The organism is Microbacterium oxydans (assembly GCF_900095745.1).
GTDB classification, from domain to species: Bacteria; Actinomycetota; Actinomycetes; order Actinomycetales; family Microbacteriaceae; genus Microbacterium; species Microbacterium oxydans_B.
On sequence record NZ_FMIR01000010.1, the window covers coordinates 166,844 to 179,844 of the forward strand.

General features: G+C 70.9%; 11 protein-coding genes. 3 read left to right on the top strand and 8 right to left on the bottom strand.

The genetic code is table 11. From position 1 onward, the window contains the following. Positions 1-19 precede the first annotated feature (19 nt). The 4 genes from BQ2383_RS04570 to BQ2383_RS04585 all read right to left on the bottom strand — a co-directional run bounded on the left by BQ2383_RS04570 (position 20) and on the right by BQ2383_RS04585 (position 4,300). Positions 20-886, bottom strand: a complete 867-nt coding sequence (locus BQ2383_RS04570) for a sugar phosphate isomerase/epimerase family protein (protein ID WP_091030203.1) — start codon at positions 884-886, stop codon at positions 20-22. Further along, on the bottom strand, positions 883-2,055 hold the full coding sequence (locus BQ2383_RS04575) for a dihydrodipicolinate synthase family protein (RefSeq protein WP_091030206.1): 1,173 nt from the start codon (positions 2,053-2,055) through the stop codon (positions 883-885). The genes BQ2383_RS04570 and BQ2383_RS04575 overlap by 4 nt, the downstream gene beginning before the upstream one ends. Before the next feature lie 7 nt (positions 2,056-2,062). Further along, on the bottom strand, positions 2,063-3,226 hold the full coding sequence (locus BQ2383_RS04580) for a Gfo/Idh/MocA family protein (RefSeq protein WP_091030210.1): 1,164 nt from the start codon (positions 3,224-3,226) through the stop codon (positions 2,063-2,065). 123 nt (positions 3,227-3,349) lie between these two features. Further along, on the bottom strand, positions 3,350-4,300 hold the full coding sequence (locus BQ2383_RS04585; RefSeq protein ID WP_167381538.1) for a LacI family DNA-binding transcriptional regulator: 951 nt from the start codon (positions 4,298-4,300) through the stop codon (positions 3,350-3,352). A gap of 148 nt (positions 4,301-4,448) precedes the next feature. On the opposite strand from BQ2383_RS04585, the gene galT reads away from it, so the two are divergent. Genes galT through galE form a run of 3 tightly spaced genes read left to right on the top strand, consistent with a single transcriptional unit; the run spans position 4,449 to position 7,895 of the window. Beyond that, a complete protein-coding gene (gene galT, locus BQ2383_RS04590; protein WP_244175890.1) occupies positions 4,449-5,675 on the top strand; it encodes a galactose-1-phosphate uridylyltransferase in 1,227 nt (408 codons plus the stop codon). Next, positions 5,672-6,865 carry a galactokinase gene (gene galK, locus BQ2383_RS04595; RefSeq protein ID WP_091030218.1) on the top strand — a complete coding sequence of 398 codons (1,194 nt, stop codon included), beginning with the start codon at positions 5,672-5,674 and terminating at the stop codon, positions 6,863-6,865. Before galT ends, galK begins: the two co-directional genes overlap by 4 nt. A 49-nt stretch (positions 6,866-6,914) precedes the next feature. Further along, entirely contained in the window at positions 6,915-7,895 is a 981-nt protein-coding gene (gene galE / locus BQ2383_RS04600) for a UDP-glucose 4-epimerase GalE (protein ID WP_091030220.1), read from the top strand. 184 nt (positions 7,896-8,079) lie between these two features. Here the strand turns inward: galE and BQ2383_RS04605 are convergent, their stop codons facing one another. From BQ2383_RS04605 to BQ2383_RS04620, 4 genes are all read right to left on the bottom strand, one after another. After that, a complete protein-coding gene (locus BQ2383_RS04605) occupies positions 8,080-9,405 on the bottom strand; it encodes an MFS transporter (RefSeq protein ID WP_091030223.1) in 1,326 nt (441 codons plus the stop codon). Next, entirely contained in the window at positions 9,402-10,331 is a 930-nt protein-coding gene (locus tag BQ2383_RS04610) for a polysaccharide deacetylase family protein (protein WP_091030225.1), read from the bottom strand. The genes BQ2383_RS04605 and BQ2383_RS04610 overlap by 4 nt, the downstream gene beginning before the upstream one ends. A gap of 54 nt (positions 10,332-10,385) precedes the next feature. Then, on the bottom strand, positions 10,386-11,534 hold the full coding sequence (locus BQ2383_RS04615) for an ROK family transcriptional regulator (protein WP_091030229.1): 1,149 nt from the start codon (positions 11,532-11,534) through the stop codon (positions 10,386-10,388). Positions 11,535-11,657: 123 nt separating this feature from the next. Beyond that, a partial coding sequence (locus BQ2383_RS04620; protein ID WP_167381537.1) for an HNH endonuclease signature motif containing protein occupies positions 11,658-13,001 on the bottom strand: 1,344 nt, incomplete at its 5' end.

Sequence of the window (13,001 nt, forward strand, 5' to 3'; positions counted from 1 at the left end):
GAGCGGCGACCGGCGCGCGTCATCCGAGGTGCGGGGAGACGGCCGCGGCGAAGGTCTCGGCGGTGCGGCGCACGACGTTCTCGGGGGCATCCGCCCAGATGTCGGCGTTGAAGATCTCGACCTCGATGTCGCGGTCGTACCCGGTCGCGATGACAGCTCGGGTGAGCGAACCGAAGTCGATCACCCCGTCGCCCGTGTAGTGCCGCGAGAGCAGCACGTCGGCGGGGAGGGGAGTCTTCCAGTCGCACACCTGGTAGGTGGCGATGCGGCCTTCGCGACCCGCACGGGCGATCTGCTCGAGCACCTGCGGATCCCACCAGATGTGGAACGTGTCGACCGCGGCACCGACCACGGCGGGCTCGAAGTCGGCGGCGATGTCGAGCGCCTGACCGAGCGTCGAGACGACGGCACGATCGGAGGCGTACATCGGATGCAGCGGCTCGATCGCGAGCGTGACCCCCGCGGCCTTCGCCTCGGGAGCGAGAACGCCGATCGCATCGCGGACGCGCTCGCGCGCCCCGATCAGGTCGCGCGACCCCTCAGGCAGGCCACCCGCGACGAGCACGAGCACCGCGGTCGAGCCCTCGGCACCGGCGGCGGCCAGGGTCGCGGTCTCCTCGATGGCCCGACGGTTGTCGTCGAGGGCGGCCTCCCGCTCGGCCCCGGCGGGCAGCGTGAAGAAGCCGCCGCGGCAGTGGGTCGTGAAGCGCAGCCCCGAGTCGGACAGCATCCGTGCCGCGACGTCGAGGCCGACCTCGTTGACGGGCTCGCGCCACAGTCCGATCGCCTGGATGCCGGCGTCGGCGGTGACCCGCAGGGCCGTGGCCAGGTCGGCGTATTTGACGGTGGCCTGGTTGATCGACAGGCGCGGATCCACGGCGCTCACGCGTCCGCCCCGTTCAGGCGCAGCATCCCGTGCCAGCGTTCGCGGGCGAGGTCGGGCTGCTCGAGCGCGAGCGAGGCGTTGGCGAGCTCGACGATGCGGCTCAGATGCGGCAGGCTGCGCGCGGAGTGCAGGCCTCCCACCATCTGGAACGCGGGCTGGTGGCCGTTGAGCCAGGCCAGGAAGGCGACACCGGTCTTGTAATAGAAGGTCGGTGCCGCGAAGACCTGTCGGCTGAGTTCCTCGGTCGGACCGAGGATGCGCAGGTACGCCTCCGGGTCTCCGGCATCCAGCGCCTGGATCGCCGCTGACGCCACCGGGGTGATCGCCGCGAACGCCCCCAGCAGCGCGTCGGAGTGCCCCGCGCCGTCGCCGACGGTGTCGCCACCGATCAGACTCACGTAGTTGAAGTCGTCGCCGGTGAACATGCGCACCCCCTCGGGGAGCCGCTCCCGCACGGAGATCTCGGACTCGGCGTTCAACAGGCTCATCTTGACGCCCGCGACCTTGTCGGGGTTCTCCGCGATCACATCGAGCAGCACTGCGGATGCCGTCTGCCAGTCGTCGGCGCCGAAGTATCCGGCCAGCTCGGGGTCGAAGGCCGTGCCGAGCCAGTGCAGCACCACGGGCACGGTCGCGCGCGACAGCACCTCACGGTAGACGCGACGGTAGTCGTCGGCGCCCGTCGCGACACGGGCGAGGTGGCGGGAGGCCATGAGCACGGGGCCGGCCCCCTGCTCCTCGGTGAAGTGCAGCTGCTCGAGGTAGGCGGCGATCACCTGGTCGATCGAGATGTGCGTCTCGGCGACATGGTCGGTGTTGACGCCGACCACGACCGAGCCGCCCTCCTCGCGGGCGACCTCGGCACTGCGGGAGATCAACTCCCGGGTGGCCGCGGCATCCAGCCCCATGTTCCGCTGCGCGGTGTCCATGGCGTCGGCGACGCCGAGTCCCCACGAGTACACGTTGCGCCGGAACGCGAGCGTGGCGTCCCAGTCGATGTCGGCCGGCTGCCCCGGGGTGTTGTCGGCGTGGACCTTCGGCACCACGTGCGCGGCGGCATAGGCGACGCGGCTCTGCAGCGGGACGGTCGGACGGGTGTATGCGCCCGAGTCGTTGAGGGAGACATCGGCGGTCTCACCGGTCGCACGGAGGAGTCGGAGGGTGCTCATGCGCGTCTCAGCCCAGCGTCAGCGGCGAGAGGGCGATCTTGCGACCCTCGGCACTCGAGGTCAGACCGGCCTCGGCGAACTGCACGCCGCGGGCACCGGCGAGCAGGTCGAACGGATACTCGGTGCCCTCGACGTAGGAGACCAGGTACTCCTCCCACTGCTGACGGAACCCATTGAGGAAGACCTCGTTGGTCGGCACGTTCTGCCAGTCGGCGTCGTAGTCGCGGGTGTCTTCCAGGTCGGGGTTCCACACCGGCTTGGGGGTGGCGTTGCGGGGCTGGATCTTCGCGCCGAACAGCCCGACGACGGCCGAGCCGTGCGTGCCGTCGACCTGGAACTCGACGAGCTCGTCGCGATTCACGCGCACGGTCCACGAGGAGTTGATCTCGGCGATCACGCCGCCCTCGATCTCGAAGATGCCGTAGGCCGCGTCCTCGGCCGTGGCCGTGTAGTGCTCGCCCTTCTCGTCCCAGCGGTCGGCGATGTGCACGGCCGCCTGCGCGTAGACGCTCTTGACCTCGCCGAAGAGGTTCTCGAGCACGTAGTTCCAGTGCGGGAACATGTCGGTGATGATGCCGCCGCCGTCTTCGGTGCGGTAGTTCCAGCTCGGGCGCTGGGCCGGCTGCCAGTCGCCCTCGAACACCCAGTAGCCGAACTCGCCGCGCACTGAGAGGATGCGACCGAAGAAGCCGGAGTCGATCAGACGCTTGAGCTTCTGCAGGCCCGGCAGGTAGAGCTTGTCGTGCACGACGCCGGTCTTGACGCCGGCGTCCTTCGCGAGGCGGGCGAGTTCGAGCGCCTCCTCGAGCGACTCGGCGGTCGGCTTCTCGGTGTAGATTGCCTTGCCCGCGGCGATGGCCTTGCGGATCGCGGTGGCGCGGGCCTTGGTCACCAGGAAGTCGGCGTAGATCTCCCACTGGGGGTCGGCGAGGGCGGCGTCGAGGTCGGTCGTCCAGTCTTCGATGCCGTGTTTCGCGGCGAGCTCGGCGAGCTTGGCCTCGCTGCGACCGACGAGAATCGGCTTCACCGTGATGCGGGAACCGTCGGGCAGCTCGATGCCGCCCTCTTCGCGGATCGCGAGGATCGAGCGCACCAGGTGCTGCCGGTATCCCATGCGTCCGGAGACGCCGTTCATGATGATGCCGATCTCGCGGGTGTTCGCCTGGGCCATGGTGTTCCGTTTCTTTCGCGGGAAGCTGTCGGTGCTTCCTCTCGACCGTGAGTGGAAAGCGCTTTCCGAGATCATGCCACGAGACGAGAGTCGAACGCAACCGAAGCGCTTTCGCGCCGGAGGTCAGCCCGCGCTGTCGCGCTCGACGAGCTCGGTCGGGATGACGGCGGAGCCCTCGGGTTGCGGGGCACCCTCGATCGCATCCACCAGCGCCGAGACCGCGCGGTGGGCGAGGGCGGCGAAGTCCTGCCGGATCGTGGTGAGCGGCGGGCGGTAGTTCGCCGCATCGGGCACGTCGTCGAAGCCGATGACCGCGACATCCTCGGGCACGCGGCGGCTGGACTCGGCCAGGGCGCGCATCAGCCCGAGCGCCATCTGGTCGTTGGCGCAGAAGACCGCGGATGCCCCAGCGAGGGCTCCCCCCGCCGAATATCCCGAGTCGGCGCTCCAGTCGCCCCGGACCACGGCGGATGGACGGATGCCGGCGGAGTCCAGGGTCTCGCGCCATCCCCGCTCGCGCTCGACGGCCGCGAAGGAATCTTCGGGGCCGGCGAGGTGGTGCACGGTGTCGTGCCCGAGGGTGAGGAGCCGCGCCGTGGCGAGTGCCGCTCCGCCGGCGTGATCGCTGTGCACGGAGGTGAATCCCGCGTCGGTCGGCGCGTCGACCACGACCAGGCGCAAACCCGCGGGGGGCTGCGTCGCCGGGACGAGTGCCGATGCCTCGTTGAGCACGATCGCGCCGTCGACCTCCTGCTCGGCGAGCCGCTCGAACGCCTCGGCGACGCCGTCGGTCGCGGTCACGAGCGTCAGGGCGTATCCGCGTTCCGCCGCCGCTTCGGCCGTGGCCTGCAGCATCCGCGAGTTGCCGACCGTGGCGAGCGTGGTGACGACGAGGCCGATGGTCTGCGAGCGACCGGTGCGCAGGGCGCGGGCCGCACGGTGCGGGCGGTACCCGAGCTCGGCCATCGCTCCCTCGACGCGGGCGCGGGTGCCGGGGTCGACGCGCGGGCTGCCGTTGACAACACGCGACACGGTCTGACCAGAGACGCCGGCGCGGGCGGCGACCATGGCCATCGACACGCGACCGGACGCCGATCGAGGCCGTCCGGAGCCCAATTCCCCGACCAGGTCGTGTTCACTTCCCACGCACATTCTCCGTTCGCCACCTGTGCACAACTCCGCAATGTTGACGTTATCACGGCTCTATGGCTACCATGTTTACGTGAACACGCACGATATTCCTGAGTTGCGCACCGAGACCCTCGGCGCCGGCGTCGTCAAACGCGCCATCACCCTCGCCGACGGCCGCGACCTCATCTACTACGACGATCCGGGCACCGCGCTCGGAGCCGAACGCGCGGTCGATGCCCGCACGCTCGACCCGCGCCCCGACACCGCCACGATGCGCCTCGACGTGCTCACGGGCGACTGGATCACGGTCGCCGCCAACCGGCAGAACCGCGTCATGATGCCCAGCGCCCACGCGGATCCGCTCGCTCCGCAGACCCCGGGCAACCCCTCCGAGGTGCCGTCCCGCTACGACGTCGCGGTGTTCGAGAACCGCTCTCCTGCGTTCGGCCCCGCCCTCGCCGAGGCCGTCGGCACCGCGCCGCAGGCATCGAACGCGCCGCGCGGTCTCGACGACCTCGCCGCCCTGGGCCTCGGCCGCACCCGCACCTCGGTCGGGCGCTGCGAGGTGGTCTGCTTCAGTCCCGACCATTCCGGCTCGTTCGGCACGCAGTCCGTCACCCGCGCCCGCACCGTCATCGAGGCCTGGGCCGACCGCACCGCCGCGATCTCGAAGCTGCCCGGCATCCAGCAGATCTTCCCGTTCGAGAACCGCGGCGAGGCGATCGGGGTCACCCTGCCGCACCCGCACGGCCAGATCTACGCCTACCCCTACGTGACGCCGCGCACCACCCGGCTGCTCGAGTCGATCGACCGCACCGCGCCCGACCTGTTCCAGCACATCCTCGAGTCCGAGCAGGCCTCCGAACGCGTGGTGTTCCGCGGCGAGCACTGGACGGCCTTCGTGCCGTTCGCCGCCCGCTGGCCCCTCGAGGTGCACCTGATGCCGCACCGCCACGTGCCCGACTTCGCCGAGACGACCGAGGCCGAGCGCGACGAGCTCGCCCCGCTCTACCTGCGCCTGCTCCGCGGCGTCGATGCCCTCTACGACACCCCGACCCCGTACATCGCCGCCTGGCACCAGGCCCCCGTGCACGTCGGTCGCGACACCGTGCGCCTGCACCTGCAGCTGACGAGCCCGCGCCGGGCCGCCGACAAGCTGAAGTTCCTCGCCGGGTCTGAGGCCGCGATGGGGGCATGGGCGGCCGAGGTCCCGCCGGAGGTCGGCGCCGCACGCCTCCGCGAGGCGATCGAACGCTCCTCGCAGAACCCGACCGCGAACCCGACCTCGACCTCGACCTCCGACGGAGCATCCGCATGACCGCCGCCCACGACGACGCCCGCGCCCTGTTCGCCGAGCTCACCGGTCGCGAGCCCGACGGCCTCTGGTCGGCACCCGGACGCGTCAACCTGATCGGCGAGCACACCGACTACAACGACGGCTTCGTGCTGCCGTTCGCCATCCCCCAGCGCACGGTCGCCGCGGTGGGGCTGCGCGACGACGACCGCGGCCGGGTCCTGGTCGGCTCGACCTTCGCGGATGAGCCGGTCGAGGTCGGTCTCGACGAGCTCGACGGACTCTTCCCGACCGCGCCAGGCACACACCCCGCCGTCCCGGAGTGGGCCGCGTACCCGCTGGGCGTGGCCTGGGCGCTGCGGCACGCGACCGCCGAAGACGGCCCGTTCCGCGGCCTCGACATCGCGATCGCCTCCGACGTGCCGGTGGGGGCCGGGCTCTCCTCGTCCGCCGCGATCGAGGGGGCGACGGCATCCGCCCTGAACGAGCTCTGGGGCACCGGCCTCGACGCCACGGCGCTGGCCCGCGTCGGACGCCGTGCCGAGAACGAGGCCGTCGGAGCTCCCACCGGGATCATGGACCAGATGGCGTCGATGCTCGGTCAGCCCGACACCGCGATCTTCCTCGACTGCCGCTCGCTCGAGGCCCGGCCGGTGCCGCTCGGCATCGCCGAAGCCGGACTCGCGATTCTCGTGATCGACACCCGCGTCAAGCACGCCCACTCCACGGGCGGCTATCGCGAACGCCGGGCATCGTGCGAACTCGGAGCATCGCTCATGGGCGTGCCTGCCCTGCGCGACGTGTCGATCGCCGAGCTCCCGCGCGCTCAGGAGTTGATGGACGACGTGACCTTCCGCCGCGTGCGTCACATCGTCACCGAGAACCAGCGCGTGCTCGACACCGTCCAGGTGCTGCAGGAGCAGGGTGCCAGGGCCATCGGCGACCTCCTCGTGGCATCGCACGTGTCAATGCGTGACGACTTCGAGATCTCGACCGTCGAGCTCGACACCGCCGTCGACACCGCACTGGCCGCCGGCGCTCTCGGCGCCCGCATGACCGGTGGGGGTTTCGGGGGAGCCGCGATCGCGCTGATCGAGCAGGATGCCGTCGGCACCGTGTCGGATGCCGTGACCGCCGCGTTCGCCGCCTCGGGATTCGGCGCACCGCACCTGTTCACGGTCACCCCATCCGCAGGTCCGCTCCGCGACGCCTGAGAGAATGATCGATCGAGCCGCGATCACTCCGCGGCAGGAGAGGAACGCAATGTCCTGGATCGTCACCGGCGGCGCCGGCTACATCGGAGCCCACGTCGTGCGGGCCCTCGCAGAAGCCGGGCTCACCCCGGTCGTGCTCGACGACCTCTCCAGCGGCGTCGCGTCGTTCGTGCCGGAGGGCGTGCCGTTCGTACAGGGCAGCATCCTCGACCGCGCGCTCGTCGAGAAGACGCTGCGCGACCACGACGCCCAGGGCGTCATCCACGTCGCGGGATACAAGTACGCCGGTGTCTCGGTGCAGCGCCCGCTGCACACCTACGCGCAGAACGTCGAGGGCACCCGGATCATCCTCGAGGCGATGGAAGCCGCGGGCGTCTCGAACATCGTGTTCTCCTCCTCGGCCGCCGTGTTCGGCACCCCCGATGTCGCGCTCGTCGTCGAGGACACCGCCAAGAAGCCGGCCAGTCCCTACGGGGAGTCGAAGCTCATCGGCGAGTGGCTGCTGCGCGACCAGGCGATCGCGACAGCCGACTCCGAGCGCCCGCTGCGGCACACCTCGCTGCGGTACTTCAACGTGGTGGGCTCCGCCGATCCGACGGTCTATGACGTGAGCCCGCACAACCTCTTCCCGATCGTGTTCGAGGCGCTGCTCGCGGGCAAGACCCCGAAGATCTTCGGTGACGACTACGACACCGCAGACGGCACGAACGTGCGCGACTACGTGCACGTGGGTGACATCGCCGCCGCCCATGTCGCCGCCGCCCAGCGCCTCGCCGACGGAAGCCCCATCGAGGCGGCGTACAACCTCGGCTCCGGCGACGGACTCAGCGTGAAGCAGATCATGGATGCCGTCGCCCGCGTGACCGGCATCGACTTCACCCCCGAGATCGGTCCCCGCCGCCCCGGCGATCCCGACCGCATCGTCGCCACCGGAGAGCTCGCCGCCCGCGACCTCGACTGGACCATGCGGTACACGGTCGACGAGATGGTGCGCACGGGGTGGGAGGCGCGGCAGGCTGCATCGGTCTGAGTCTTCGACTTGTGGGGACGGGCTCCGGGTCGCGCCGCTGCTCGCAGAGCGGGGCGCCCCTCCCCGCAAGCGGGGCCCCTCCCCGATGCTCGCATCGGCGCGACCCTGCGCCCTCGGGCAGGACGGTCGACTCTGTCGCACGGGGGGCGTCGCGCCTCCTCCGTGCTGAGTATGAGAGATGGCCTCAGATGTCGCGGGTGCGGATGGGGTAGAGCCAGAAGCACAGCCACGCGAGGGCAGTGAACACGAGCGGGATCACCGCGAGCATCAGACGGATGCCGCCGTCGACGCTCTCGGGCTGCGCGTCGCCGAGCGTGGCGTCGAAGCCGGATGCCGTCAACACCACCGCGGCGACGACGGCCTGCAGCACGACCGATCCGCGCACCACGAAGCCGTTGACGCCGAAGTAGGCGCCCTCGCGGCGGTGCCCGGTGCGCGCGGCATCCTCATCGATGATCTGCGCCAGCATGACCTCGAGCAGCTGCAGCAGGCCGCCGACGCCCACGCCGACCGCGACGCCGACCAGCACCGCCCCGAGCACGTTCGACGGCGCCAGGTAGCCGAGCACGGCGACTCCGAACACCGTCACGCTCCACAGCACCGCCGTGCGCGGCGAGGTGCGTCGGACGACCGCGCTCCAGAGCACGATCGACGGGATCGCGGTGACGAAGATCGCGCCGAGCAGCAGACTGCCCTCCCCCTCGGCAGCCCCGAGCGAGTACCGCACGTAGAAGGGGATCGCGGCGAGGATCACCGCGATCGAGGTCTGCACGAACAGCGACCCGAGCACGTAGGGGACGAAGGCCCGATTGCGGAAGGTGTACTTCAGTTGGTCACCCCACCGCATCGCTTCCGCTGCCGCTTCCGGAACCCGGCGCTCGATCATCCCGCCGAAGAACGACCACACGAGCAGCACGAGGCACACGGCGCCCAACACCAGGGCCATCCCCGGCCACCCGAGCGCGCTGTACAGGGCGGGCGCGCCGGCCGTGCCCAGTACCATGCCGAGGATCGCGAAGATCTGCCGCGGCACGTTGCCGCGCGCCCGCTCCTCGGTCGTGCGGAAGATCTCGGGGAACAGCGCCGAGATGTTCAGCACCACGACGACGAACGCGATGTCGTACACGGCGACGACCACGAGGAACCACACGATGAGACCGGCGGCCGGGAGCTCGGGCGGCATCCACACCAGCGCGAAGGCGACCACGAGCGGCACGATGCCCAGACCGATCCAGGGGATGCGCCGACCCCAAGGGGTGCGCATCCGGTCGGAGATCGTGCCGACGACCGGATTCAGCACCGCGTTCAGGATGCCGTGGGCGATCATCGCCGCAGCCACCCATCCGGCCGGCACGGCGAGGTGCGAGACGTAGAAGTAGACGATGAAGGCCGAGAAGGTCTGCGCCATGAGCTGGGTCGGGAACCCGGATGCTCCGAACGCGATCGTCTGCGCCCTGGTCGGCGCCGCATCCAGCCGTCGATCGCGCAGGCGTTCGCCCAGAACGGTCATCGGTCGCCGGCCCGCTGCAGGTCGCGCAGGTCGCGCCAGCCGATGCGCACGAGCGCCTCGTCTTCGATGGCCTGCAGCACGGCGGGGTCGGTGAGCAGACGCAGCTCGTAACCGCGCTTCGCCGCGCTGAAGTCGACCGCGGCCCGGAGCTCGTCGTCGTCGATCATCGGATGCAGGTAGATCTCGGTGACGCCGGCGGGAACGGCGCGCAGCAACGCGATGAAGCCGTCACGCACCTGCTCGTAGGTCTCCTCGTCGGGCTCGCCCTCGCGGAGGAGCTCGAAGGGGTGCGACCACAGGCGATCGATGATCACGACGCCCATCGCATCGGCGGCGGCCGCCGCGTCGTCGAGCTTGGCCTGCAGCGCGGCATCCTCCTCCACCCCGTCCATGCGACGCGGCAGTCGGAACGGGAGGCCGTTGCGGGCGGCGAGATCGAACACCGGGCGCAGGAAGTCATGGCCGGTGACGAGGCCGTAGACCGAGCCCATGTGGTTGTCGAGGTGCGTCACATCGACACCGGCGTCGAGCGCGGCCTGCAGCTGGGCGGCGAGCTCGGCGGCGACGTCGTCGTCGGTCGCGGTCCGCTCGACGGACGCGACATCGACGGGGAAGAACCCGTCGGCATCGACGAGGCTCGTCCCCGTGCCGGTCAGCGGGCGCCAACGGTAGCGTCGCCATTCGCTGGTGAGCACCAGGTGCACGCCCACGTCGAGATCGGTGCGGGACGCCGCGAAGGCCAGCGCTTCGGGCGACCACGAGCACGGCACCATCACGGTCGTCGAGTCGATGCGCCCGGCAGTGAGCAGATCGACGATCGCGGTGTTCGCCGCATGGCACATGCCGAAGTCGTCGGCGTTGAGGATGATCGCCCGCGCGCCGGGAGCGAGGCCGAGGCGGTCGGCGAGGTCGGAGGGAGCGGTCATCGGGGATCCTGTCGGGTAGGGACGGGCGATCGAGGGCGGCGATCGGGGCGGTGCTCAGCGGCCGGTCTTCGCAGCCGGGGTCAGGATGCGGGTGAACAGCATGCTCCGGAGGGCGGATGCCGCTTCGTCGACGGCGCCGACCAGCGGGGCCTCCGGGCCGAATGAAGAGACCAGGAACCGCAGCGGGAGCTGGGGCGCGTACTCGTCGGCGACGCGCTGGATCGCCTCGACCAGCACGGGATGGGCGGCTTTGCCGCTGAGGATGAACGCCTCGGGGTCGAGCACGAGACCGACGCTGCCGGCGACGAGCACGATGCGCTTGCCGATCTCGGCGACGACGCGGCTCGCGGCCTCGTCGCCGCGACCGGCCGCCTCGAGGTGCTCCTCCAGCCCGGCATCGGCGTCCCGCCCCACCCCGAGCGCGAGGTCTCCGACGACGACGTCACTCACGATGGGTGCCCCGATCGGGAGCGGCGTCTGCGGCAGATACATGACCTCACCGGCGACTCCGGAGAACCCGCGATGAAGCGCGCCGTCGATCACGATGCCGGCTCCGATCCCGTCGTCGAGGAGCAGCAGGGCGAAACTGGCGAGGTCGCCGCCCGCGCCCGCCGTGAGCTCGGCGAGGGCGGCGAGGTTGACGTCGTTCTCGATGCGCACGGGGCAACCGAGCGACGCGGTCAGCGCGGACCGGAAAGCACCGCCGTCCGGACCGAGATCGTCGCGGATGCCGCCGTCGGCGGTGACGATCCCGGGAATGCCGACGACCGCGAGGTGGATCGCGCCCTTCGCCGCCTTCACCGCGAGACGGCATCGGTCGACGAGGGCGACGATGTGCTCGACGCGATCCTCCTGCAGCGGTAGCACCGCGTGCTCCTCTGCGTGCACGACTCCGCGGGCGTCGACGAGCACCACGTGCGCGGCATGGTGGTCGATGTGCACGGCGGCGGCGAACCCGAGCCGTGGATGCAGGGTCACACGACCGGCGGCAGGCCCCCGCGTCTCGCGGTCGACCCCCGCGGCAGCGACGGCTCCCGCCGCTTCCAGCATCCGCAGCACCTGGGTGACGGCCGTGCGGGAGAGACCCGTCGCCGACATCAGCTCCGTGCGGGTCTGCGGGCCGCTGCGCGCGAGCGCCTCCAGGATCGCGCGACCGTTGAGCGTGCGTAGCAGGCCCTGCGGTCCCGCGAGTGGTCTGGACATGTGTTCCGGCGTCTGCCTCTCGATTCACGTACGGCCCCAGAAACGGGGCCCGGCGCAATGCCCGCAAGCATGCCACATCGTGTCGCACAGGTCGACAGTTCACGCCGAGACGGTCGAGGCCACTCATGCTCTGAGCACTGTCGAGCGGCAGGCCGCGGGTGCGGGTCGCGACGTCGTTGGTCTTGCTGCCGTCGTCCGTGGCGTCGTTGTTCGCGGCGTCGTCGGTCTTGCTGCCGTCGTCCGTGGCGTCGCGGGTCGTGGTGTCGCGGGTCGTGGTGTCGCGGGTTGTGGTGTGCGCCAGCGTCTGGCGGGGTCCCACCAGGCGGGTCCGCGGACGTGGGGTGTGCCGTGGTGCATCCGGTTCTCCCATCCGCTGGTGTCGAGGGTGCGGTGGTGGTGCCAGCAGAGGGCGACGCCGTTGTCGGTGTGGGTGGGGCCGCCGTGGGCGTGTTCGGTGACGTGGTGGATCTCGCACCAGGTCGCGGGGACATGGCAGCCGGGGATGAGGCATTCGCGGTCGCGGAGGGTGATCGCGCGGCGTTGATGGACGGTGAAGATCCGGTCGGTGGTGCTGATGCCGATGATCCGCCCGTGCGGGTCGAACAGCACCCGTTGCACCCCGCCCGCGCACGCGGTGTGCGCGGCGACACGGGTGGAGACGGGGGTGTCGATGCCCTCGACGTGCGCCCAGCCGCGACCGGACGTGTAGTCGTCTGCGGTGATGGACACGATCAGGGTGGGTGCACCGCCGCCCAGGCGTGGGGTGTCGTCGTGGCGGGCGGCGATGCCGAGGATCGCGGCGAGGGTGTCGTGCTGCTTCTGCGCCCGTGAGCGCGGGTCGACCATCCGTCCCGGGTCGCCGGACGGGAGGACATCGTCATCTATCCCCGCACCGTCGTCGGCGACCTCCGGTGTCTTGGCTTCCGTCTCCCCCGTCGGCCGGAACGCCACTCCGGGGACGGGTGGTCCGTCGACTTTGGGATTCAGGTACGCGTCGAACAGGCGCTGCAACTGTCCCGCGACCTCGGGCAGCAGCCTGCCCCGGATCGGGATGACCCCGTCTTTCGCGCGCCCGAGCGTCAGCCCCCGCACCCGCATCGCGATATCGTCCGCGGGTTCCGCGCCATCGGGGTCGAGATACTGCACGATCATCTGCGCCAACAACCGCAGATCCTCCGGCGTCGCCGCCGGAGCAACATCCCCGCCCGCATCGGCATCCGGTTCCGCATCCGGGTCCGCGACCGCGAATCCCCGCGCGTACGCGGCCAACTCCGCATCCGCCCGCAACCGGTCGCCCGTCCCGATCCGGGCCCCGGCCTGCTCGATCGGCCCGATCGCGGCCAGCAGCCCGGCGACCCCGATCGTCCCGTCCACCAACGCCTCCCGCAGCGCCGGCCACCGTGCCGGCAACCACGCCCCCGACGACAACCCCACCTCCCGCCGCACCGCCTTCGCGGCCTTCACCAC